This is a genomic window from Natronococcus pandeyae (genome assembly GCF_008122205.1).
Lineage (GTDB): Archaea > Halobacteriota > Halobacteria > Halobacteriales > Natrialbaceae > Natronococcus > Natronococcus pandeyae.
Map to the genome: position 1 here is coordinate 31,239 of NZ_PHNJ01000011.1, position 21,821 is coordinate 53,059.

At 61.0% G+C, this 21,821-nt stretch carries 21 protein-coding genes and 7 pseudogenes; 14 read left to right on the forward strand and 14 right to left on the reverse strand.

Going from position 1 to position 21,821, the window contains the following annotated elements; genetic code table 11:
* Positions 1-15 precede the first annotated feature (15 nt).
* A complete protein-coding gene (locus tag CV102_RS17810) occupies positions 16-2,346 on the forward strand; it encodes a PAS domain-containing sensor histidine kinase (RefSeq protein WP_148859345.1) in 2,331 nt (776 codons plus the stop codon).
* 258 nt (positions 2,347-2,604) lie between these two features.
* Positions 2,605-2,812, forward strand: a pseudogene (locus CV102_RS17815) (glycosyltransferase); the annotation flags it as partial.
* Between the two features lie 174 nt (positions 2,813-2,986).
* Here the strand turns inward: CV102_RS17815 and CV102_RS17820 are convergent.
* Positions 2,987-4,393, reverse strand: coding sequence for a transposase (locus CV102_RS17820; RefSeq protein ID WP_187433028.1), 1,407 nt, complete (start codon positions 4,391-4,393; stop codon positions 2,987-2,989).
* Between the two features lie 620 nt (positions 4,394-5,013).
* On the opposite strand from CV102_RS17820, the gene CV102_RS17825 reads away from it, so the two are divergent.
* Positions 5,014-5,385 carry a hypothetical protein gene (locus tag CV102_RS17825; RefSeq protein WP_148859347.1) on the forward strand — a complete coding sequence of 124 codons (372 nt, stop codon included), beginning with the start codon at positions 5,014-5,016 and terminating at the stop codon, positions 5,383-5,385.
* Positions 5,386-5,697: 312 nt separating this feature from the next.
* Here the strand turns inward: CV102_RS17825 and CV102_RS17830 are convergent, their stop codons facing one another.
* Both CV102_RS17830 and CV102_RS17835 read right to left on the reverse strand, forming a co-directional pair.
* Positions 5,698-6,222: a hypothetical protein gene (locus CV102_RS17830; protein WP_148859348.1), complete on the reverse strand. Its 525-nt coding sequence runs from the start codon at positions 6,220-6,222 to the stop codon at positions 5,698-5,700.
* A 179-nt stretch (positions 6,223-6,401) separates the two neighbouring features.
* A complete protein-coding gene (locus tag CV102_RS17835) occupies positions 6,402-7,637 on the reverse strand; it encodes an MFS transporter (protein WP_148859439.1) in 1,236 nt (411 codons plus the stop codon).
* 498 nt (positions 7,638-8,135) lie between these two features.
* Between CV102_RS17835 and CV102_RS17840 the strand changes: the two genes are divergently transcribed.
* Both CV102_RS17840 and CV102_RS17845 read left to right on the forward strand, forming a co-directional pair.
* A complete protein-coding gene (locus CV102_RS17840) occupies positions 8,136-8,486 on the forward strand; it encodes a nuclear transport factor 2 family protein (RefSeq protein ID WP_148859349.1) in 351 nt (116 codons plus the stop codon).
* A gap of 157 nt (positions 8,487-8,643) precedes the next feature.
* On the forward strand, positions 8,644-8,841 hold the full coding sequence (locus CV102_RS17845) for a hypothetical protein (RefSeq protein ID WP_148859350.1): 198 nt from the start codon (positions 8,644-8,646) through the stop codon (positions 8,839-8,841).
* Positions 8,842-8,894: 53 nt separating this feature from the next.
* Here CV102_RS17845 and CV102_RS17850 read toward each other — a convergent pair whose 3' ends face one another.
* Positions 8,895-9,050, reverse strand: coding sequence for a rubrerythrin-like domain-containing protein (locus tag CV102_RS17850; protein WP_148859351.1), 156 nt, complete (start codon positions 9,048-9,050; stop codon positions 8,895-8,897).
* A gap of 380 nt (positions 9,051-9,430) precedes the next feature.
* Positions 9,431-9,699 (reverse strand): annotated as a pseudogene (locus tag CV102_RS17855) (UDP-glucose 4-epimerase); the annotation flags it as partial.
* Between the two features lie 589 nt (positions 9,700-10,288).
* Here CV102_RS17855 and CV102_RS17860 point away from each other — a divergent pair.
* Positions 10,289-10,540 carry an antitoxin VapB family protein gene (locus CV102_RS17860; protein WP_148859352.1) on the forward strand — a complete coding sequence of 84 codons (252 nt, stop codon included), beginning with the start codon at positions 10,289-10,291 and terminating at the stop codon, positions 10,538-10,540.
* A complete protein-coding gene (locus CV102_RS17865; protein WP_148859353.1) occupies positions 10,537-10,929 on the forward strand; it encodes a type II toxin-antitoxin system VapC family toxin in 393 nt (130 codons plus the stop codon). The genes CV102_RS17860 and CV102_RS17865 overlap by 4 nt, the downstream gene beginning before the upstream one ends.
* A gap of 288 nt (positions 10,930-11,217) precedes the next feature.
* Here the strand turns inward: CV102_RS17865 and CV102_RS26735 are convergent.
* Positions 11,218-11,400 (reverse strand): annotated as a pseudogene (locus CV102_RS26735) (UDP-glucose 4-epimerase); the annotation flags it as partial.
* A gap of 207 nt (positions 11,401-11,607) precedes the next feature.
* Here CV102_RS26735 and CV102_RS17875 point away from each other — a divergent pair.
* From CV102_RS17875 to CV102_RS26405, 5 genes are all read left to right on the forward strand, one after another.
* Positions 11,608-12,075 carry a hypothetical protein gene (locus CV102_RS17875; protein ID WP_148859354.1) on the forward strand — a complete coding sequence of 156 codons (468 nt, stop codon included), beginning with the start codon at positions 11,608-11,610 and terminating at the stop codon, positions 12,073-12,075.
* Positions 12,075-12,407: a hypothetical protein gene (locus tag CV102_RS17880; protein WP_148859355.1), complete on the forward strand. Its 333-nt coding sequence runs from the start codon at positions 12,075-12,077 to the stop codon at positions 12,405-12,407. Before CV102_RS17875 ends, CV102_RS17880 begins: the two co-directional genes overlap by 1 nt.
* Positions 12,404-12,868 (forward strand): hypothetical protein, encoded by a 465-nt coding sequence (locus tag CV102_RS17885; RefSeq protein WP_148859356.1) that lies wholly within the window; start codon positions 12,404-12,406, stop codon positions 12,866-12,868. Before CV102_RS17880 ends, CV102_RS17885 begins: the two co-directional genes overlap by 4 nt.
* Positions 12,865-14,538 (forward strand): DUF2254 family protein, encoded by a 1,674-nt coding sequence (locus CV102_RS17890; RefSeq protein WP_148859357.1) that lies wholly within the window; start codon positions 12,865-12,867, stop codon positions 14,536-14,538. Before CV102_RS17885 ends, CV102_RS17890 begins: the two co-directional genes overlap by 4 nt.
* A gap of 203 nt (positions 14,539-14,741) precedes the next feature.
* A complete protein-coding gene (locus tag CV102_RS26405; RefSeq protein ID WP_394349503.1) occupies positions 14,742-14,999 on the forward strand; it encodes a helix-turn-helix domain-containing protein in 258 nt (85 codons plus the stop codon).
* Positions 15,000-15,170: 171 nt separating this feature from the next.
* Here CV102_RS26405 and CV102_RS27055 read toward each other — a convergent pair whose 3' ends face one another.
* Positions 15,171-15,299 carry a hypothetical protein gene (locus CV102_RS27055; protein WP_267903131.1) on the reverse strand — a complete coding sequence of 43 codons (129 nt, stop codon included), beginning with the start codon at positions 15,297-15,299 and terminating at the stop codon, positions 15,171-15,173.
* 408 nt (positions 15,300-15,707) lie between these two features.
* On the opposite strand from CV102_RS27055, the gene CV102_RS17900 reads away from it, so the two are divergent.
* Positions 15,708-16,082, forward strand: coding sequence for a winged helix-turn-helix domain-containing protein (locus CV102_RS17900; RefSeq protein ID WP_187433029.1), 375 nt, complete (start codon positions 15,708-15,710; stop codon positions 16,080-16,082).
* A gap of 53 nt (positions 16,083-16,135) precedes the next feature.
* On the opposite strand, the pseudogene CV102_RS17905 reads toward CV102_RS17900, so the two are convergent.
* Positions 16,136-16,818: pseudogene (locus CV102_RS17905) on the reverse strand (DUF2270 domain-containing protein).
* A gap of 134 nt (positions 16,819-16,952) precedes the next feature.
* Positions 16,953-17,629 (reverse strand): annotated as a pseudogene (locus CV102_RS17910) (IS6 family transposase).
* A 94-nt stretch (positions 17,630-17,723) separates the two neighbouring features.
* Here CV102_RS17910 and CV102_RS17915 point away from each other — a divergent pair.
* On the forward strand, positions 17,724-19,055 hold the full coding sequence (locus tag CV102_RS17915) for an RNA-guided endonuclease InsQ/TnpB family protein (protein WP_222863712.1): 1,332 nt from the start codon (positions 17,724-17,726) through the stop codon (positions 19,053-19,055).
* Positions 19,056-19,179: 124 nt separating this feature from the next.
* On the opposite strand, the gene CV102_RS17920 is transcribed toward CV102_RS17915, so the two are convergent.
* The 5 genes and pseudogenes from CV102_RS17920 to CV102_RS17940 all read right to left on the reverse strand — a co-directional run bounded on the left by CV102_RS17920 (position 19,180) and on the right by CV102_RS17940 (position 21,777).
* Positions 19,180-19,554: a VOC family protein gene (locus CV102_RS17920; protein WP_148859361.1), complete on the reverse strand. Its 375-nt coding sequence runs from the start codon at positions 19,552-19,554 to the stop codon at positions 19,180-19,182.
* A gap of 616 nt (positions 19,555-20,170) precedes the next feature.
* Positions 20,171-20,306, reverse strand: a pseudogene (locus tag CV102_RS26115) (UDP-glucose 4-epimerase); the annotation flags it as partial.
* 53 nt (positions 20,307-20,359) lie between these two features.
* A pseudogene (locus tag CV102_RS27415) lies at positions 20,360-21,008 on the reverse strand (GDP-mannose 4,6-dehydratase); the annotation flags it as partial.
* A 44-nt stretch (positions 21,009-21,052) separates the two neighbouring features.
* On the reverse strand, positions 21,053-21,406 hold the full coding sequence (locus tag CV102_RS17935; RefSeq protein WP_148859364.1) for a type II toxin-antitoxin system PemK/MazF family toxin: 354 nt from the start codon (positions 21,404-21,406) through the stop codon (positions 21,053-21,055).
* Positions 21,403-21,777 carry a MarR family transcriptional regulator gene (locus CV102_RS17940; protein ID WP_148859365.1) on the reverse strand — a complete coding sequence of 125 codons (375 nt, stop codon included), beginning with the start codon at positions 21,775-21,777 and terminating at the stop codon, positions 21,403-21,405. Before CV102_RS17940 ends, CV102_RS17935 begins: the two co-directional genes overlap by 4 nt.
* Positions 21,778-21,821: the final 44 nt, after the last annotated feature.

The following is a 21,821-nucleotide window of genomic DNA, read 5'->3' on the forward strand; positions in this document are numbered from 1 at the left end:
ACACTATCCGTGACGATGAGCGAGCAGGAAAACACCTCTGGCCCCCCGTTTCGAAATACTCGGGATGAGACCGAGGCACTCCAGCGCTCTCTTACGCTTCTGAACAGCGTCGACGATGGCATCTACCAGCTAGACGCTGAGGGGCGGTTCATCGCCGTAAACGACGCCATTACCGAAATAACAGGCTACACGCAGGACGAACTCCTCGGCGAGCACGTTTCAGTTCTCGTTGAAGATGCGGATGTGAGACGTCTTGAACGCGAAATTCGAGCCCGAGTCGAAACTGGCGAAGATCCGAACACGACGTTCAATCTCGCGATCGAGACTGCTACTGGTGAGCGCGTCCCCTGTGAGCTTCGATTCAGCCTCCTTGGAGACGAGAGTGAGGTGGAGGGAACCGTCGGTGTTGTTCGGCAGGTTGAGGACCACGACCGGACGAACGATCAACTGCCGTCGATCTGGGAAACCTACGAATCGATCTCGTCCGTTATCGATGAAGCTGACATCGGTGTGTTCGTCCTCGACGAAGCGTTCGATGTCGTGTGGATCGACGAAACGGCCGAGGAATTCTTTGGTGTCGACCGAACCGAGCTCATCGGTCGGGACAAACGGACGCTGATTCAGGAGCGGATCCGCGATCGATTTGCCGATCCCGATTCGTTTGTGGAGACGGTCCTGGCGACCTACGATGACAATACCTACGTCGAGCAGTTCGAGTGTCGGATTACCGCGTCTGGCGACCGCGAAGAACGCTGGCTCGAACACCGAAGCAAGCCGATCGAGTCCGGTCGATATACGGGTGGACGGGTCGAACTCTACTACGATATCACCGACCGGAAAGCGGCTGAACATGCGAGACGGACCAGTGAGCAGCGGCTGCGACAGGAATACGAACTCACGGAACTCATTCTGGAGACGAGTCCCGTCGGAATCGCCGTCGTGAATCGAGATGGATCAACCGCCCGTGTAAACGAACGGATGACGGACCTGCTCGATTTGCCGGCGGACAGCGAGTCGTACACCACGGATCAACGAGACATGTACGACGAGAGCGGTGCGTTCATTCCGGAGGAAGACCGTCCCGTGTCTCGCGTGTTCGAGATCGGGGAGTCCGTAACCAATCGGGAGATACTCCTCAAACGGTCAGATGGACAGCGCCGGTGGCTCTCGATAACTGCGAGACCGATCACCGACGAACAGGGTGAACTTGACCGGGTCGTCGAGACTGCAACAGAGATCACCGATCTGAAAGAATTAGCAGACCGGCGCAAGCGGGCGCTGGACGAACGGGAGAAGGAGCTTGCCGCCGTGCAACTCGCGACGAACCTGCTCGAATCCGGCGACCAACCGGTCGACCAACTCATTCAAGAGTTCGTGACCGTACTCCCGCAATTTTTCCAATATCCGGAGCGAACAGACGCACGGGTCTCGATCGGCAGCGCCGTGGCTACCACGGACGAATACGACCTGCTCGACGACCGGATCACGTCTCGTACTTCCACGGTCAACGGGACGCCGATCACGATCGACATCGTCCTCCACGAGACGGCCGATATCTCCGGGGCCGAGACGCAAGAATTTCTCCACGAGGAACAGGAGTTGATCGACACGCTCGCGATGCTTTTGAAGTTATATTTCGATCGACGGGAGTATATCGACGATCTCCGGGAGTCGAACAAGCGCCTCGAACAGTTCGCGTACGCCGCCTCACACGACCTCCAAGAACCACTGCGGATGGTCTCCAGTTACTTGCAACTCATCGATCATCGGTACGCTGACGAACTCGATACCGACGGCGAAGAATTCCTTACGTACGCCATCAACGGCGCCGACCGAATGCGAGAGATGATCGACAGCTTACTCCAGTACTCTCGCGTCGAAAGCCGAGGTGACCCCTTCGAAGCGGTCGATCTTGACGCAGTGCTCGCTGACGTACTGGGAGATTACCAACTCTCGATCGAAGAACACGATGCAGAACTCTCTTCGGAGCCATTACCGACCGTCGAAGGCGACGCCAGTCAACTCCGACAGGTCTTTCAGAATCTTATTGACAACGCGATCGAATACAGCGGTCCCGACCCCCCGTGTGTGCACGTCTCTGCCGAACGCACCGGAGACGAATGGGTAATCACCGTTACTGACGAGGGGATCGGTATCGATCCCGACAACGCGGATCGCGTCTTCGAGGTGTTCGAGCGGCTCCATACACGTGACGAGCACGCCGGAACCGGCATCGGGCTCGCACTTTGTCGTCGCATCATCGAGCGCCACGGCGGCGAGATCTGGGTCGACTCCGAACCGGGCGAGGGATCGGCGTTCTCGTTTACGCTCCCGGCCACCCGGTAACATCCCGGCCCGCTCGCTATGTTACCCCACCCTACTCGCTCACGGCTTGCGCCGTTCGCTCCGTGAGAGTGGGGTTTCCTGTTTCCACGACGCGCTTTGCAGATACGGGTGTATCCCCTCATCGTCGTGAGTAAGTACCTCGCGGCCGGGCTGAGCGTCGGCGTCGCGCTGAAGGAGGAGTCCAGACCGGCACCACGGTTTTTTGCCACCGCTTGCTTCGGCGGGACGCCTCTCTTGTTCCCGCCGCCCGCTGTCTGCCAGGATCTCGGTGCCGGGGGCGCGATCAAGACGGGATATCTGGCGGCGCTCGCGGACGGGGTCGATATTACGGCGACCCTCGACGGTGACGGTCAGATGGACCACTCCCAGCTGCCGCGGCTGCTGGATTCCGATCGTCGACGATGAGGCCGACTACGCGAAGGCCAATCGCTTGCTGTACCCTGATACGAGAGTGCCTCGAGGCCGGCGAACGCGATCGGCAGTGAGACGAGCGCGCAGTGCGGTGTATACGCCCCCGAGTACGCTTTTTTCTCCTCGTGTCGTCTACCGAATATGGGACTTCTCGATTGACATCCTCCCCGCCCTGATGGGTGAGGATTCCCATGTGGGCGACACAGCCAAGAGTCGCTTCGTGGTGAACTTACGGGTTCACTGACGCCTCGTTGGTCGACTGACCACCGCGTTCCCCGCTACCGACGGGTGTCCACGAGTGATCGTTCCACTGGAGGTGCGTGACCCCAAGATTGGGATCATCGCCCCGCGTGCGTTCAGCACCACGGGCAGTGGGCCGTGCCATCGGCCCGAATACGTCTGCAAACGACGCCTGTGATTGTTCGACGAGCAGGTTCACCGCCCCAACCACGTCCGCGTGACCATCGAACTCACAGTCCAAACAACGGATATCGTCGCCATCGCGATCGACGGCTTCGCCAGTCGCTCCACAACACGGACAAGTCGAACTCGACCCCGCCTCCGACTCCTCCCGAAGCCGCATTCCATCGACTTCCTCGAACACGTCCGAAAGTCGCTTACAGAGTACCCCGTGACTCCAAAACGCATGGGTCTTCGTGTTGACGGTGACCGACCAGTGCGTTGAGAGAACGTCGGTCAGATCACCGACGATCACCTCTTCGACACCACGTTCGTCGAGCCACTCCACGAGATGTCTCACTGCGGCGTCGTGGTGGTGATCCCGGCGGTTGCGTCGGTCGTCGTACCGGCGTTCGATCCGCTCGCTGGTATAGACGCCGTCGGGAAGGTTCGATTGCAGGTCTGCGATATGCGTGGAGATTGACTGGAAGCGGGTGAACTCGCTGCGGGCGTTGAAGACGAGGGCGTCTCCGGCGTCGGTGACGACGCTGAAGGTGTTGTTGGCTCCGACGTCGATTGCGGCGGTGGTCGCCTGAGATGGCGTGGTTGCGTTCCCGGAGGGTGTGTAAGTCTGTCCACCCGCGTGAACGGTAAGAGTTGGCTGTTTCACGGGGTGCCTGACGCGAACCACGTCGTACGTCTCATCGTACCACAATTGCAACTGACAGTCTTTGCCCTGCCATCGTTGAACGCCCTTGAGATTGAGTCGAAGGCGCTGATTGCCGCCGTAGTCGTACTTCTCTTTGAGTGCCTTTCCGATAGTGAACTGGATGGTAGAACGGTCGCCGTCCCACTCGATTTCGTACAGGTCGTTCCGAATCAATGTGAACAGGGGATAGCCGTCCGATCGGTTCCCCCAGTACCCCGGTAATCCGGGTTCGTCCGCGAGTTCTCCGCGTTCGTATTTCCCATCGAGGTCGAAGTACGATCGCCATTGCCCTCGGTTTTTGCGTTCGAGTTGGTCGAACGTGCCACTGCCGATGACGGGAACGTACTTCTCTCGAAGGTCGCGGAGATCGACTTTGTACACGTTGCCGTTGGGGTCGAAGTAGGCTTCGTGGCGGCGGTAGTTGATTTCGTTGTAGCAGGCATCGCTGGACGCGGCGAACTCACAGTAGATGCGTTTCTCCTCAGGTGAGGGAAACGTCGCCACGTATGAGTTCGTTCGGTCGTCCATTACGTCTACCATTCACACGCGGTTATTTAAAGCGGGTGTCGCAGCCTGTTGATTTTGGTGTATGAGTAAGCAGTGTCGGCTTACCCCGCCCTAAAGGGACGGGGCTTGCGCCTCGCTATTCTCCGTCAGATAGAGAGGTCCGGATCGCAGCAGGGCGTTGGCTTCGAGCTCTCGGCGGGGGTGTGGTCGGCGTCGCCCTCGCGAGGCTCACCGAACTCGCCCTCGAGCGCGGGATCGATCGCGTCGCGGCCGCCTGCGGTGAGCGGCCGGCTGTCGCTGGTGGCCGTCGAGCCGCCAGTGAGGATCGTGTTGCTGACGCTCGAGGCGGACGCGGTGACTCAGAGCGAAAGCAGAACCGGTCAGTACGGACGCCCATGGACACATCCGCCACGGCAGCGACTGACGACCGCTGTTGCGGTGGCACACACGGTGTGTTTGGACGATACAAACGCAGCCAGGCGGGTCTTGTCCCCCAGCAATGGTAACTACTAACACTGCACACACCGAAGCTCTACACATGGAGACGACGGAACGGACCATCCAGGCATCGATACGGACGGACGTAGAGCATCTGCTGTCACACCATCCGCGACATAGAAACTCCGCCGGTACCTGACGCCGTGACCTTCCCCGACCTTGCGGTGAATCTCATCTATACCGTCCTCTGTTTAGTGCCGGGGTTCATCAGCCTGCAGACGGTGATCTACACCGCGAACCTCGAGGTAGACCTGAGCGAATTCGAGAAGTCGACGTGGAGTCTCGTCGGGAGCGGCGTCTCCTTGTCGGTATTGTACTTCTTGTACGTCGGTTGGATGGGCATCGCGACGGGACACTTCGTGCTCGTTCGCCCGCTCGACATTGGCTGGGTCGAACTCGTCGCCGTCTATCCACTCCTTCTCGCCGTGGCAGTCCTGGTGGGATACGCCAGCGCGAAGATCATCGTTCGGACGCGGGAGACACCGATGGATTCCCAACTCGAGACGAGCCAGTGACGGCAAGGAGTGACAGGATGGGCTGGCCACAGATTGGAGTTCCACCCGCACGAGACAGCGCTCATCGCCAGAGACGGCGGCGTGTCCGTTCACGGCGTCGTTGCCGATGGCTCGGTCGACCGTCGCTTCCGTGACTCCGTTGATTCGGTCGCTGTCGACTGCTGTAGTGATGCCGTCGACGATATTCGCGGCCGTCGTCTTCGGCGCTGTGAGGGCGAGTGCTGACAGCGCAACTCGGTCACCGATCGCATAAGTGCGGGGAATGTCCGGCTCGGCCGTTCTGTCGAGCACCCATTGCATCCGGGAACACGTTCACTCTACCACGGCGAGTTCGTACTCGATCCCGTGGTCGTCCAACAGGGATTTCAGAAGCGCTGCACCTTCCTCATAGTCTGCAGGGCCGATGAGGTGTTCGGTCGGATGTTCCTTCGGCTCCGGTTCGACGTGCCACGTCAGCTCGATTGCCTCACCGCCGTCCGTTTCGGTACTGTATCCGCGGACGTGTGACTGCCACCATTTCGCCTTCCCGGGCTCGATCACCCGATGTTCGGGGCGCCGCATATTGAGTTCCTCCCCCCGAAAACTGTACGACAGCCACCAGCCCGGTTCGAAGTGATGCTCTGAGAGCATCGCTTCCGCTTGCTGGGCCGAGAGTGGAACGACAACGGAGTCAGCGCCCGAGCGCTCCCGTGTGAAAAACACCTGTCGCACCTCCCACAGCGTGAACCGGATCGTCGCGAACAAACTGTCCTTGACGTCCCACAACAACTCGACAGTGATGTCGACCCGTTCTTTATCCGCCGCCAGCCGGTCGAGTAGCCCCCTCACTGGATTCATCGTTGGTGATTAGTCGACGCTACCGCAGATAGCTCTTGACATTAGGCTGCCATAATGAATTTCTACCTATTGGTCAGATAGAGTGGTCCGGATCGCAGCAGGGCGTTGGCTTCGAGCTCTCGGCGGGGGTGTGGTCGGCGTCGTCCCCGCGAGGGTCGCCGAACTCGTGAAACGGAGGGCTAGCGCGGCGGTCGGAGGAAGAAGCCGACGATGCCGGCTGCCACCGCGAGCATCCCGCCGAGCAGGAAGGTGAGGTCCCAGCCGAGGACGCCGACGAGCCAGCCGACGACCCCGCCGCCGAACACGCCGCCCCACATTTTGCCGGAGTAGACGATCGAGTAGTTCGCCGAGGAGTGTTTCCCGCCGTAATAGTCGCCGACGAGGCTCGGGAACAACGAGAACTGGGAACTCCAGAAAAACACCGCGACGGAGACCATGACGATGTAGCCGAGTCCGGACTCGAAGCCGGCGAACAGCACGATCGCGAGCGTCGCGACGCCACAGGCGAAAAACGAGACGGCGGTGATCCGTTCGCGGTCGAAGTAATCAGAGATGCCGCCGACGACCAACCGACCGCCGGCCGACGCCAGCGGCAGGATCGTCGCCGCCGCGGTGACGGCTGTCGCCGTGAGATTCGCGTGCTCGGCATACAGGACGACTCTGGCCGTAATCATCAGTCCGGCTGCGCTCACGGCGAAGAACATGAAGTACATCACCCAGAACTGCCACGTCCGGACCATCTCTCGCCAGGTGAACGACCGGCGCCCGCCGTCGGACAGCCGCTCGGTGTCGCCACGGTCGACACGCTCGCTCTCCGTCGGTCCGGCGTCCTCTGTGGACTCGGTCGCCGTCTCCTCCGCTTCGGCCCCGGTTTCGTGGGCGTCGAACTGATGCCACGACGCCGGCGGATCCCGCAGGATGACCGTCCCGACGACGATCCCGAGTGCGATCAGGATCCCCATGTTCGAGAGCGCGCTCGCGAGCGCGCCATCGGCGACGGCCATCCGAACGTAGGGAACGAACGCGGCGCTGCCGGCCGCGAACGCCATCGTCCCGATCCCGGTTGTGAGGCCGCGACGGTCGGGGAACCACTTGATCGCGGTGTTCACGGCGACCGTATACACCATCCCGACGCCCATCGCGCCCAGCGAGTAGACGACGTAGACGTGCCAGATCTCGGTCGCAAACGAGAGGGCGACGTAGCCCCCGCCGGCGAGGATGCCGGCAGCGAAGGTGACCGCCCGCGGCCCGTACCGGTCCCGCCACCAGCCCGCCGGAAACTGGACGAGGGCCATGACGACGACGTAGGCGGTGAAGACGAATCCCAGCGCCGAGAGCGACGCGTTCAACTCGCCCGCCAGCGGGCCCTCGATCGAGGCCCAGACGTACTGGTAGGGGCTGACGAGCGCCATCATCACCGCGGCGGCGACGATCTGCCACCACCGCGAGTAGCCGAGGATCCGTTTCGCCTCGCTCCCCGGATCGGTGGTCGTCGTCTCAGCTGTCACGGTTCGGGACACCCCGTCGCTCGCTCGGTTCCTCGTTCCACCATGCCGTTCGTTGTGTCGGGGTATCGCGTTCCTTGTGTCGGGCTAGCGGCTGTAGCGGGTCGCTGTCGGTTCCCGAGGGCGGTCACCGGCGGTTCGCTTCGATCTCCGTTCCGAAGTAGGTCACACATGAGTCGATGAGGGCTGCACCCTGTTCGGCTGTCGCTTTCGTCGCGGCACCGATAAGAGCGTTGTCCTTACTGGAGTGGACTCGCGAGCGGCCCGTCTGGCGCTCATTTTGGATCTTGTGGTGATCTCGGGCACGCCCGCCTTCCGACGCTGTCGAACTGTCCGCGGCCGCCGTCGCAGCCACCGACGCCACGTTTTATATCGTCGTATGTTGGCAACTCACACGAGGTGATCCGAATGGCGAGTACCGAAACGATACTGGAGCACCACTTGACGACGTTCGGGGAGCAGGATCTGTCGGGCATTATGGAAGACTACACGGAGGAGTCGGTCATCGTGACGAACATGGGGACGTTCCGCGGACTCGACGAGATCGAGGGCCTCTTCGAGGAGTTCTTCGCGGAGTTCGCCCAGGACGACGCCACGATTGACATGCAACAGGAGACCGTCGAGGACGAGTTCGCCTACATCGTCTGGCAGGCAGAATCACCGGAGAACGTCTACAAGTTCGCGACGGACACGTTCTACATCCCCGACGACGCGATCCTGTTCCAGACCTTCGCCGGGTACATTTCACCGAAGGACTAGCGGACGGCACAGCCAGGTCCACCGCTTGCCTGGTTCGGTCCGGTCGTCCGCGCCACTCGGTCGGGGACCCACGACTACCGCTTGGCGGCGGACACCCCTGACCACGGGCCGTGGGCGGCGACGCCTCGCCGGTCGCGTTCGCGCTGTCGGCGTGGGTGTGGTCACCGTCGCCTTCGCGGGGGTCGCCGAACTCGAACTCGAGGTCGAGCGAAGGATCGAGTTCGTCGCGGCCGCCCGCGGCGAGCGTCCGGATACCGGTATGTCGAGCTGCGACCCTCCCGCTCTCTGTCTCTCTGCTATTGATACTGAGAGCAGAACCGTGCTGAATACAGGGTGCGAACGTGGCACGGTCTGAGAACCGAGCTGTCAAAACACGTGATCGGTCAGTACAGGGCGTTTGGCAAACCGCTACTCGAGTGATTTCGCCCGGTTCTGGAACTCACCGTCACAGTCGGAACACTCTCCGGGGTGGGTATCGGCCGTGACGATCTTCCCACACTGCAAACACTCAAACTCAGACGCTATTTCCGCGGTATCACCTTCGACATCCTGGTCGTGAGGCATACTCACATCTTGGTGTGCCAACCACAAATACTCCCCGCACACGCCCATCTGGTGTCCGCAGTGTTCGTTCCGCTAGCGCCTCAATTCAGCTAATTTGGCGGTGTTCGATACCACTGCCTATGTGCTATTGCATGACACTACCGGTCACTTCGCAGGTCGACTGACCAGCCAATGCACTTCGAATCGGTTGGACGAAACGAGGCCGGGTTGGTGCATCCCTTCTCTACATTCTGCACACTGATCTTGCCAGGTGTCAGTGATCAGGAGGTCCCCAGCCGCGTTGGTGGCCCGGCGATAAGGCCGCTGTGCACGGGACCGACTGAGCCTCGGCTCCGTTACGGAAGTCGGTCCGGACCCACTACCAGCCGCGTCTCCATCGGCTACGACTGGCGGACGAGCGGGTCGTCCCACGCCTGGGTGGCGCGGTCCCAGTCGATGAACTTCGCGACCCCCTTCCGGATGTCGGTCGTCGGCTCGTAGCCGAGGAGGTCGTTGGCTTTCGAGATATCGGCGTGGGTGTGCTCGGCGTCGCCCTCACGGGGTCGCCGTACTCGAGCTCGAGCGAGGGATCGATCTCGTCGCGAACCACTTCGGCGAGCGTCTTGATGTCGATATTGTCGGTGGAGCCGACGTTCATGATCTCGCCGTCGGTGTGTGAGCTGTACGCGTGACTGCTGTCTCATAGGCTTACTCGCCTATCGGCACGCCGACCGTTACCGGCCCGCGCCTCTCGTTGCGTGAAGTACCTCGGGGGCGAGCCCCGAGGCACTCGCCCTCCATCACTGGAGAACTGCGAACGGCAAGACTCATCGACAGATACAGGGGATACAGTGAACGGGCAGTCTTTCTGCCGTTGTTCTTGGTCATTGATTCACCAGCTATCTATCTGGAAATCGGTCGAGTCGCACTCACATTTCACTTGTCCAATGAGATTGATTGCACCATCTGACCACTCTTCTGCCACATATCCTCTCCCGCATGTAACACACACAACAGGAACTCTCCGTTCTCGCTCCTCCCGCTCTTTTTGGGGCGCCATATATAATTATCTATAATGCACAACGATCAGTGTTTCTAAATGGAAAGTTGACCGTTCAGTAAGCGTACCTCTCTACTAACGGGTTCTATTCAGTTCTGGGTGAAAGAACACTCTCTGATCAAATCACCTTCCGCAGTTCTACGGAGTGGATCCCAAGACGGACAAAACGGTTAAGCCGTTACTGCACACATATGTGTGCATGGGGAACACTGAGTACCGCAACATTCGGCTCACCGAGGACGCATATCAGCGCCTCAAACGTCGCAAGCAGCCGGGCGAATCGTTCTCCGACACGGTCGAACGAATCGCTGGTGAGCGATCGCTTCTCGATCTCGCGGGGATTCTCGCCGACGAGGAGGCCGACGCGATGCGCGAGGCGATCCGCGAGCAGGACGAGCGATCGCGCGACCGGCTCGACCGGGTCACCGACCAGCTGGACTCAGAACCGTGATCGTCGACACCGACGTGCTCATCCACCTGATGCAGGGGAACGAGCAGGCGACGCGAAAGATCGCCGCGCTCGAAAACCAACACGTCCCGCTCCATATCTCATCGATCACGCAGTTCGAGCTCTACCATAGCCTCGAGCGAGTGGACGATACATCGAACCGCCGGCGACAAATCGAAGCCGTGCTCGACTCGAAGCCGGTTTATCCGGCGGATAGCCCGGTCATGAAGAAGGCTGGGCGAATCGACGGGCGGCTCACTGCGAACGGAAACGCGATCGGGATCGGTGATACGATTATCGCCGCGACGGCGCTCGTCCATGAAGAACCCGTCCTGACGAAGAACGTCGCGCACTTCGAGCGAATCGACGGGCTCGAGCTCGACTCGTTCTGATCGGCCGTCGCTGCGACGGCTGCCGGCTCGGCGGGCGTGCTGTCGTGATCAGTACTCGTCCATGCGTCTCGAGTGACTCACTCTCCGAACGTCTGGGCTAGCAGCTCGCGAGAGCGGGGCCCAGTCGATTCCCGTCTGTACGTCTGCCTGTGGGTGTCTCTCGCCGCCGGCGTCGAACGGCAGCGACTCGAGTCGACACGCGGTCCCTGGCCGACGGGTTGCTTCGTCGCCGTGAGACCGGTTTCGAGTGCAGACCCGCGTCGTTAGGCGCGGAAGGAGGTCAAACAGCTACGACTGCCGGACGAGCGGATCGTCCCACTCCTGGTTAGTGCGGTCCCAGTCGATGAACTGCGCGACACACTCGCGGATGTCGGTCGTCGGCTCGTAGCCCAGTAACTCGTTGGCTTTCGAGATGTCGGCGTGGGTGTGTTCGGCGTCGCCCTCGCGGGGGTCGCCGAACTCGAGGTCGAGCTTCGTTCAGCCCGAGAGATGCGTTACGGAATCTGCCGTGCATCTCCGATTCGAACGTTTCAGCCGGTATTGGTTAGTAAACCGTGCCATGGTATTTTACTCGCGAACGTGGTCCGAACACGTAGCAGGTTGCGAAAACGAGGTGTGTGACTGACAGAATACGATCGGAGAAATCATGGGCGACAAGATCCCGGGTCAGATCGTCGAATGAGGGGACCGTGGGCGCTCTCCCGTACTGATCTTCTTCTCATATCTGGGATACCGGTGCTCGCGATAGCCGCTGGCGTGATATTTTCACTGGTCGCCGACCACGGGACGCTCCCTCTCGTCGGGCGGGGGACGAGCGTTCTCGTCGGCGGGGTGATTCTCGTGACGTTAGTGCCGCTACTTCGAGCGAGTCAACACTGGGGCGGGGAGATCGGTCGGAACCTTCAGCTCATCGCACTCGGCCTCCTCTTTTTTATGGCCGCTATCGTCCCACACATCGAGTGGCACATTCGAGGCGCACCGGAGCCGCTCGGCCCTCCCATGTTGGGGTTGAGTTCGGCGTGGTGGGGTGGGTTTTTCCACGTGTTCACCATCATCAGTTGGGTCATCATCATCTACGGGTTTTACCGGTTCTGGCGGCTCGCCCGGCCCAGACCGAGACACGACGAGCAGTCACGATCCAAGTAATGAACTCTCAGGATGGGGATACGTACGTTCGAGCGATGAACCAGTTGATCCAGCAGGCGATCGATTACATGGGTCGCGACCGAGCCGTCGCGATAGCGAACTCGGCGCCGGTTCACGTCGACGAGAACGGCGAAATCCGGGAGTTCCAGTTCGGCGAGACCGAGGAGTCGAAGCGAGCCGTCGCTCAACTCCTGCTGGAAGCCTACGTGCAGGTCGTCGGCCGACAACTGGTGATCAACATGCTTCAGGCATCGATATCCGGGCAACAGCTCCGAACCCTCGAAAACCTCTGTCCGTCCGACGGGACCGTCATGGAGCGTCGATCAGTATGATAGTCACCCATCTCGAGAGGCGGGATTACTATATCGCGACCGGAGGAATCCTCGTTTCGGTCGGCGCCGGCATCATCGTCGCGTCCGTCCCGGACAAGGCGCCGCTCATCGATTTGGCGACGAACGTCATCCCCACCCTGGTGATGCTGCTCGGACTCGTCTTTATTTTCCTCGGACGGCGCCACTACGCGGGACAGATCGCACGGGCCCTGGAGGTTGTGGGGGTCGCGACGGCCATCCTGATGCTCAGTTGGATCCCCCAGTTCATCTGGTACGTCACGGGGATGCCGCCGCTGCTCTCGATGGATCCGGCCTTCTGGCTCGGGTTCTTCCACGTCCTCACCGCGGGCGCGTTTCTCGTCTACTTCCACGGGTTCTATCTCTTCTACCGGGCCGGCAAACCCGACGTCGATCCCATCACCGTCGAGTCCGGGGTGGGCGAGAGCGAGTCGAGAAAATGACCCAAGATCGTCTCTCCCACAGATTACGCGGGGTGCTGTCCCGACTCCCGGTAGGCCTGCTGGCGCTCAGTATCGGCATCCTCGGCGGCGCGCTCGCGATAAGCGTCACCCCGTACGCGATCTACGTTCCGGCCACGGTCGGAGAGTTCATCGGGACCTTAGCGGTCGCCCAGGCCAGCGTTCTGGCGATCGTCTTTTCGGTCGTTATTCTCGCAGTCCAGCTCACGGCGAGCAAGTACTCCACCCAGATAACCGAGTTTTACGTCAAATCCCCCGTCTTCATCGTGACGTTCGGGCTCTTTCTCGTCTCGATCAGCTTCGACATGGCCCTGCTCTACAGTTATCCGCTCCTCTCGGAGAGCGCCGTGAGAACGATGGTCTACGTGGCAGCGGGTCTGGGGCTGGTCGTCGCGATCTGGCTCGTCTACTTCATCCGGTTTACGTTCACACAACTGACGCCGAAAGGGATCGTCTCGATGTTCGAGCGGGAACTGACGCCGGCGCGGAGTCGCAGACTGCTCCGTGCTAATCAGGGTGACAACCCCGTGGAGACGGAGATGGATCACCCGTTGCTCCCGTTGCACTCGCTGACCGTGCAGGCGATCCAGAACGAAGAACGGTTCATGGCGTTCAGGGCGCTCCGAGAGCTGGGGAGCCAGATGGTGCAGTTCCTCGAGGACGGAGAGCGTTCGGTGGATACGGACCTGCTCGAGTCGATGTACCTGCCCGTTTTGACGGTGTACGTCCCGGAGATCATCGAGATCGGCCACGAGAGAAAAATGGAGGAAATCGCGGAGCACGGCTTCGAGTGGATGTCCCGGATCGGACGCGCCGGGACGCAAACCTCGCAGGATCGGGTCGCGCGAATCGCCTCGGACGGGTTCGAGGGGATCATCGATCGGTACGCGACCGATCCGACGAAACACCAGCCGTTGGTCACCGCCTGGGAGAAGTGGGGACAGCTCGTCAAAGAGCTCTGTCTCGACGCCGAGACCGACACGATCCAGCACGTCTTTTCCGGACTCGAACAGCAACTGAATCGAATCGAGAATCAGGAGTACGAAGCGTGGGTCCGCCAGCAGATCCTGTTCTCCTTTTTCACCGACATCAAACGGTGTCACGAAACGCTCCTCGAGCGGTTCGGGCCGACGGTCGCCGCCCTCGACGTCTCGTGGGACCGGCGATTTCTCCCGATGAACGGCGATCGGGCAAGGCTGGCGGCACAGCTCCTTCTCAAGTGTCGGAATCTCTTCGTCGTCTTCAGTTCGATCGTGCTCGCTCATCGGATAGAGACCGACGACTACCCGATACGGGCGCCCAGCTTTCAGGGGATCTGGGCGGATATCTGTTCGGCGACGGCTCGTCACGCTTCTCGCGGGTATACGCGGACGATATACGAAATCTACATCGAGGTGGCGGTCATCGCCATCCTCGCCGAGCGAACGGCTGAGGACCCGACCGTCGATGTGGGAGAGCAAATCGAGATGTGGGCTGCAACCCTCGCTCGAATCGCCCGCGCCGAGGAGAAGGAACCGCTGGTCGCGGCATTCGATGCCGTTCTCGACGACGACACCATGCGGTATCTCTCGGTCGGTACCCACACGCCCATCGCGGACACCGACGGCTACCCCGAACTCGTCGAACGACTGCGGACGGTCGCCGAAGCGTGATCGAACGCACCAGCGGCGAGCCGTTCCCCTGAGAAGCGCTCGCGTCGGCGACGCCGTCGTTCAAAGTTGCCCTCCTCCCGCGACGTTAGACGCGGGAATCCCACTATGGATTTCAGACCGACCGATTCGATTCGAAGAGATCACGGCTCGGTTCCGGACGCGCGAAGCTCTCGCAGGCCCACCACCAGCTGCAAGCGCGCGAGCTGGCGCCGACCGTTCGGAGCGTTGTCGACAGCGCCGACGAGAGCACCGGTCGACGCGGGCTTACGACACCCCAGCGAGAGGCGTTGGCCTGTGCGGTCCGACACGGCTACTTCGAGATCCCCCGCCGGATCTCGCTGGAGGAGCTCGCCGCCGAACTGGGGGTCACCCACCAGGCGCTGTCGGAACGGCTCCGGCGGGCCTCCGACACGCTGGCCGCTGCCGAACTCGGCGTCGACGCGGACTCGAGCGCGCGCTGAGCCGAGATCGACGGTCGAGCGGGCGGCGGTCACCTCGCCGCCGATGTGCAGCCAGTGGCCGTCGAGGGAACGGGGTGCGGCCCGCGGCACGTGGCTCGAAGGCTTGGCGAGCGACGGACAGCACGGTCTGTCGGAAAGCGATGACGCGCTGCGCTACGAACGTAGCCCCTGCTAGGGAGGTGCGTAGCCGAGCCGCTCGAGCAGCGCGCTCACCAGTTCGAAATAGCCGAGTAGGCCGAGGAGGACGGTGATGGCGGCGAGGACGAACGGGAGAACCCGCCGGAGGGGAAACGCCAGCATGGGCATTGGTACCACAGCACACGAATTATAAACTCCACTGGCGCGACACAGCAGCTGAGAACGACCCGCGAGCACCCACCCGGCGCCCCACTCGGGTCTCGGTGCCGGCCTTCCGGACGGAACGGCGACCGGGGTTTCGGCCGCTCGAACGGTCCCACCCCGTAGGTGCCTGCAACAGTCGTGACTCTGCTCCGGTGCAGTGCGTGGGGAGCCCGACCGAGTTTCCGCACGCGGCGGCGAGCGTGACCACCTCCGCCAGCCTGCCGGCTCGGTCGCCTAGTCTCCCACGCCGTGCCGGGTGTGCCACCGACCCGTTCGTCTGCCCGTCGACGATCCAGCGGCGGAGTGAACTGTTCCGGAATCGCCACTCTTATGCGTGGCTGACTCACCCACATGAAGTGTGACCGAATGACACGAAGCCACTCCGATGCGGATCAGTACTTCTCTGCACTGGCACACCCGCGTCGTCGCTCTGTACTGTCTTGCTTGCACCGCCACCACGTCGTGACGCTCGCTGACCTTGCCGACGAACTCGCAGTGAAAGAACACGGGATGACGATCGATGGAATTCCGGCGGACGCCGTTACCGAGATCTATCTGAGCCTGTATCACTGTCACGTTCCGAAGCTAGTGGACGCGAACATCGTCGAGTACGACCAGGACCAGGATCTCGTCAGCATCACGGCCGATGGCACCGCCGCGCACGGATGGTTCGAGGAGGAAATATTTGACTTCAGTGAGCGACCTTCCCCTAGTCGCCTCACCTGTACGGATGAGCGATAGCGGTGTAGTTGAGCCGCACGTGACTGGCAGAAGCCACAGCGTTCTCTTCGAATTTAGTCCTCTTTCCAGGCGCCTGGTTCTTGACCATAGACTTCGCCTTTTGCTCTCCGCCGGCGCGGCCACTGTCCAAGTACGAGTAGACAGACCAAAAACAGTCCGACGAGAAAGAGGACAGTCCGCCCGTGAATTCCGGGTAGTTCCGCTGCCTCCGTCCATTGGGCTTCCGGCGTAAACAGTGTTATTTTCACACCCCAAGCTGTGCCCAAAACGACGAACAGAAGCCCATAGATCCGCCGGATTCGGCGAGAGAGCGCTTCCCAGAGGCTACTCTTAAACGTCGCTTCTCGAAGATCGTTGCTCAACTCCTCGCGCCACCGCGGATGTTCGGCACCAACGGGTTCCAAGGCGTTTGCGAACACGTTTTCTTGAAAGAACCGGACCCGGGGCCGGTACAGATCATAAAAGCGATACCGCCGAGCTTCGAACCAGAGGAAGATAGGTATGCGGGCGTGTCTGGGTTCGCAAAGACGAGCGAGAGAAGCGCTGCCATGACCGTGATCGCCCAGTTGGTTGTCTGATCGATCCGATCTTGAGCATTGTTTGCCTGGCTGATTTCGCCCCGGTAATAATGGGGAAGCGCAGAGAGAAGCGCGTCCTCGTCCTCAGCAATCTCGGCTGCGATCTCCTGGTCTTGTCGGTCGAGCGGGCTATCCGCGTGCTCATCGTGATCGGTCATGCGATTATATGCGGAGCAGGCGCAATACCACGTCCTTCAGGGCGTGGATACGCGCCGTCACTCCTGAAGCACTCCACGCCCCATTCAGGGCCGGATATTCCACGAATCCAAGCCATAGCCAGCACAGGCACGGTCTAGTTTAGCACCTCCGCTGGCGTTTGTCCGTTGAGTGATTGGTGCGGGCGTTGTGTGTTATAATAGTGTGCGAACTGCTCAAGCCATTCCCTGACGCTTGCCCGACTGCCCACCCACGAGTTATGGAAGCGGTCAACTCGCATCTTGAAGGTGTGAAACCACTTTTCGATCAGGTTTCGATCAACGTAGTCGAGCTGACCGTTCAATCCTAATCGAGCGAGGGCAGTCAAATAGCCGTAGCCATCGACGAGAAATACCGTCTCGGAGAGATCGTGTTTCTCGGTTAATCGATGCAGGAACGCAGCGGCTGGATCGGTGCCTCGTCGTCCGAACACTGCGACATCAAGGACGAGTCTAGAGTCTACGTCTATTGCAGCGTACACCCAAGACCAGTCACCATTAATCCTGACAGCGGTTTCATCAATGGCGACCCGCGACGGCTTCGCCGTCGGCGGGTCTGAAACGCTGTCAGCCAGCCGATGTACCCAGTGCCAGATTGCTTGATGAGATCGTTTGACGCCGATCAACCGAAGAATCGCTTGTGTCTCTCGAAGTGAACACCCGGTCGCGTGGAGACGGACGGCGAACACCCTGACGGGCGTGCCGTCCGCTCCCGCTCCCAAGATTCATCAAATTCCGCCGCGTAACACTCGCTGAGCAGGTCTGCGAGCATCATTCCAAACTAACTCCACGACCTGCTCGTTCCTCAAACTGCGCTAACTAGACGGTGCCCCAGCACATTTACAGTAAGCCACAACTAATTGAGGTGTATGGCGAGTGACCCAGTGCGTCTCACTCACGAAGCGAGTATTCAAAACTACTCGCAAATGGAAGAGCCACTGGACTCGCACGGGTTTGCCGCCAGCAAACTCTGGAACGTCGCCCGGTGGACATGCGACCGCATCTGGAGCGAAACTGGAGAGATCCCCGGGGAAGACGCTCTCAAGGCGTACCTGAAGAACCACGAACGCTATGGTGACCTGCACTCGCAGTCGAGTCAGCGAGTCTTAGAAGAACTCGCTGAGGCGTTCGCCGGTTGGTACGCCAAGCGTCAAAACGGGGACGACCGCGCAAACCCGCCCGGCTACCGCAAACACGGCGACGACCACCCGCGCAGCACTGTCACGTGGAAAAACAAGGGGTTCAAACTCGACACCGAGAACAATCGCGTCCGCCTCTCGAAAGGCCGCAACCACAAAGAGTACCCGTCAGAACCCGATTACATCCTTTGCGAGTACAACCTCCCGCCGGAAATCAACCTGTCTAAGGATACCCTGCAACAAGTGCGAGCCGTGTACAAACACGGTGAATGGCGCTTGCAGTTCGTCTGCAAGTACGAGATCACTGTCGACGAGACAGGAGAGCAAACGGCGGGCGTCGACCTTGGCATTGTCAACTTCGCCGCCGTCTCGTACTCGTCCGGCGACACGGAGCTGTACCCGGGTCACGCGCTGAAAGAGGACGAGTACTACTTCCTCAGACATATCGCCAAGTGCAACGACCCGCAGTCGAACAAGGCTACGAGATTGCACGAAAAACGGTCCGAACGCCGCTCACACTACATCCACGCGGCGACGAACGGCATCATCCACACCTGCCTCGAAAACGACGTTGGAGAGTTGTTTGTCGGCAGTGTCCGCGGGATTCGTGACGCGGAAGATGAGGACGGCAACAAGATTGCGGTGAGCTGGGGGTCGCACGGGAACCTCGATCTGTACTCGTGGCCGTTCGACCTCGTGGTAACCGTGCTGAAGTACAAGGGCGCGCTCAACGGCATTCGCGTGACTGAGGTGGACGAACGTGACACGTCGAAGACGTGTTGCTCGTGCGGGCATCGTGATGATTCGCAGCGCGTTGAGCGCGGGTTGTACGTGTGTGAGGAGTGTTTCGTAGTTGCCCAGAGCGACGTGGGTGGAGCGGAGAATATCCGGTTGAAGGGTGTTGGAGAGTTTGAAAGTACCTCTGAGTCTACGTCTGTTGACGTGGATAGGAGTAACGGCTGTTTGGCGCAGCCAGTCGTCAACCTGTTCCGGCGTGGAGAACACGTCCCGAGTTGTGGACAGGGGACGCTCGTCCAACAGACGAGCATCGCCAAACCTTAATATCTCAATCCAGCGGCTGCGGTGCCGTGGGATTCCCGCGCGTTTAGGCGCGGGAGGACGTCAAGCCACGATGCCGCTGCACATAGTCCCTCCACCGTTCGTCTTTAGCTAATTCAAGTCGACGCTAGTCCAACTGTTCAACGAGTTCGACCACGTAGCCGTCGGGGCCCTCGATGAACGAGACGTGAGCGTTTGCCGCGTCGATGGTCAGTGGCCCGTCGATGACGTCACAGCCGGTTTCCTCGACCATCCGCTCCGTCTCGGCGTCGGCATCGTCGACGGACACCGCGATGTGGTCGATCGTCTCGCGGTCGGGATCAGGGCCGTCGTGGTCGGAGGCAGAGCGGAGCTGGATTTCACCGTGCTCGCCGCCGACGTATACGTTCTCGACGCCGTCGAGTGTGAACGACCAGTTCTCTTCGAGTCCGAGTGCGTCCACGAAGAAGGCGCGTGCCTCTTCGAGGTCCGACACCCAGATTGCGGTATGGATGATGTCCATACCTCCCGCTCGGCGTCGCCCGTAGTAAACCCTAGTACGCGGACAGGTACTGCCGGGCTCCCGTGACTGCCCGGGCGGTGTCGATGTCGCTGTCACGTATCATCCACATGAACAGTGCTGCGACCCAGAACGCGGTGTCTCCGCTGGACTGACCGATTAGACCCGTTGTACTGCTGACGCTACGCTTGCGACGCAGCACTTCTGTTTGGTTTCGTGGTGCTCGCAGCATGGTCAGTGCGCACAATGCGTGCACAGACGGGTCACAGCATCCTCCCTCGACTGAAAGGGGTACCGAGCGTTGACCAGTGTGTCGGGGCACGCTCCGCATTCGGAGGGCGAGCCACCGGCCCCGTAGCAGACGGGCAGGCTCGAGCGTTCGGATATCGTGAAACCACAACTTGCCGGCAAGAGCGACGTCATGGCTAGAGACCACTGACCGACGGCCTGAGCCCACGTAACCGGCGGGTCCAGGTGGCCGTGTGGAAAGTCGCCGTCCCGAACGCTGCTGATCGACCAGCGCGGCCAACACCGAAGCGGACATACGGCGGACCGGTACTACCGGACTCCCGGCTCGTTGCTCGGCGCGCAGAGCGTGACCGGCTTTGCGACGCCGAGATTCATCGATCAGTTCCCGCCTCGCCCGTCGTACCGCTGTCGCTCTCGGACGCCGGTTGCCAGCCGAGCACGTCGCGTGTCTCGAGTGAGCGGCGCATTGTCGGGACGTCGCCGGTCCAGCTCCGGTCGCCACCCGTATTCTGGTTCGAGTCCCGATTCATTGCTGATGTCCCTGAAGACGACCACACAACTACGACTCCCGGACGAGTGGATCGTACCACTCCTGGTTGGCGCGGTACCAGTCGATGAACTTCGCGACGCCCTCGCGGTTGTCGGTCGTCGGCTCGTCGCCCAGCAGGTCGTTGGCTTTCGAGATATCGGCGTGGGTGTGTTCGGCGTCGCCCTCGCGGGGGTCGCCAAATTCTAATTCCAGGGAGGGATCGATCTCATCGCGGCCGACCTCGGCGAGCGTTCGACTATCGATGGTGTCGGTCGACCCCACATTGAGGATCTCGCCGTCGGCGCTATCGTCCGTAAGTAGTTGGGCAGGAACGCGTTCGACGTCGCACCCCGTCCAACTGCTCCTTGCGGCCGGTCCCACAGATCAGCGCCGTTTCCGGGGTCGTGTACACAGTTGCAGTAAAATCGGCGAGCACCGCGCTCTGCAGGCGGGAGCCGACGATGTTCGCGAAGCGGAACGTCCGGACGGTCAGCTCGTGGGAGTGGGCGTAGGTCGAACACAGCCCTTCGTCGGCGAGTTTGCTCGCCCCATAGGCGCTGATCGGTTCGAGCGGTGCATAGTCTTCGGGAGTCGGCCGCGGCGCCTCGCCGTACACCGTCGACGTCGACGTGTACGCGAGCTCCGAGACGCCGACCGCCTGCATCGTCTCGAGGATATTGGAGAAGAGTGCGGTTGCCTCGACTAGGTACGCAGGCGGCCGGATTACGATTGGAGATCGGCCACAAGCGACTCGATTGCCTCCGTGACGGGCCGTTCCTCGAGTCGGCCTTGCCAATAGTCGATATCATCGCTGGCGATCGACTGTACGCCCCAGGGAACGATGCGACTGTCAGCAGGGGTCCCGCCACGGATCCACTCGTCGGGGTCGATCTCGATGAGCCCGTCCATCCAGGTTCGAGTCGTAAGCGAGAGGACAATATACTGCTCGCCGTGAAACGGTCGGCCTTCGTGGTTGGAGATGATCAGCCACGGTCGGGCGGCCTCGTCGCCTTTGTACGGATCGTCGCCGTAGACGACATCACCGGGTTCGTATATCGGCGGTTCGCCACCGGTCACGCCTTATCATCCGTCTGACTCGGATGGGGCTCATCGGGGGCGTGCGCTCGCCACTCCTCGCGGTCTTCCGCGCCGAACCGGTCGTTGAACAGCGCCGTTGCACGGGCGTAGCCGTCGTAGGTGTCGAGCCGCCGCTCGTCGGTCGTGATCGCCCAGTATCGGCCCTTATGCTCGACGAGGTTCCGCTGTTTCAGGCGGGTGAGGGCCGTACTCACGGCTCCGTCGTCCAGGTCGGTCTGGCGCGCGATCTCGTGGGCCTTGAACGCCCGGTCGTCGTTGGCAGCGAGGAATCCAAGGACGTGGTCCGTCGTCGAGAGGTCCTCGAGTTCCTCCTCGCTCGCTCGGTCGAAGGTTTCCCGGTCGATCGACATCCGTGGCTAGACGTAGCGGCCGTAGTGTTATAGCTGTTACCGCT